The 939-nt window shown below is 31.3% G+C and carries 1 protein-coding gene; it reads right to left on the bottom strand.

The window, feature by feature from the left end; all coding sequences use genetic code 11:
* Positions 1–365: 365 nt before the first annotated feature.
* A partial coding sequence (locus CQA53_RS12835; protein WP_115544037.1) for a VgrG protein occupies positions 366–939 on the bottom strand: 574 nt, incomplete at its 5' end.

The raw sequence follows: 939 nt of genomic DNA, 5'->3' as shown, positions 1-939 counted from the left end.
TGTTATGTGAAGTGTATCATCTATAATACAAGTTATACTTGCATTATTATCATAGGGTAAATCACTAAGTTGATAGCTCAATCTTTCATTTTCTGGTGTATCATCATAACTCTTTCCTGTAAAGATTCTTAATGTCCCATCTCTTATAAGGGCATATTCTTTTTTTCATTAGGATGTTCTTCTGTGGGTTGTATATAAAATGTCATACTCTATTCCTCTTTATTCCTCTTTATTTCTCTTGTATTCCTAATATTTCCCTAATGTTTCATTATGCGGTATTATAGTATATTTTTGATTGTTTGATACTTAAGGTTTCTAGAAAGGATTAAAGTATGTGGGGATTGAGTGATATTGTTGGGGAATACTTAACCTTTCTTTATGCTTATCTTTTTACCTTTCATAATGATACTATCAGATTCTATGCTTATTGTATTATCATTATTTTTGAGGGTTATTGTATCATCTTTTATTGCAATTTCTTTGTCGCCCACCTTCAGTGTTATATTATCTTTAGAATCTATATGTAAGGTTTCAGAGTTTATATCGAGAGATTCTAAAATTTCTATTATAGCATTCCTTGCTTGTGTTATAAGATATTCTTGCACATTCATTGAAAGTGATTGGTTGGAAGTAAGAAGCATATTTTCTGCAGCATTGAAATTCATTTGGGATTGAGATAATATATTAACCTCTTCTTTGCTTTGGATATTTAAATGCCCATCAATCCTGTGCATCCCATCTCCACCAATAGATTCTATTGTATTCCCTTGTATGCTAGTCTCTTTATCCCCACCTACATACTCACTACTATTCTTTGCTACTCTTAGTTTATTATCTATCCCTATATTAAGAGTATGACTTCCTCCTACTATGGTATCTTTAGAGAGTGCTACATTGGTTAGATATTCTGCTCCTACTCTTACATCTTTTACTCCTAGT

The sequence above is a fragment of the Helicobacter didelphidarum genome (assembly GCF_003364195.1).
GTDB lineage: Bacteria > Campylobacterota > Campylobacteria > Campylobacterales > Helicobacteraceae > Helicobacter_A > Helicobacter_A didelphidarum.
Note: the sequence above shows the minus strand (reverse complement) of the source record. Positions and strands in the feature narration are given on the sequence as shown.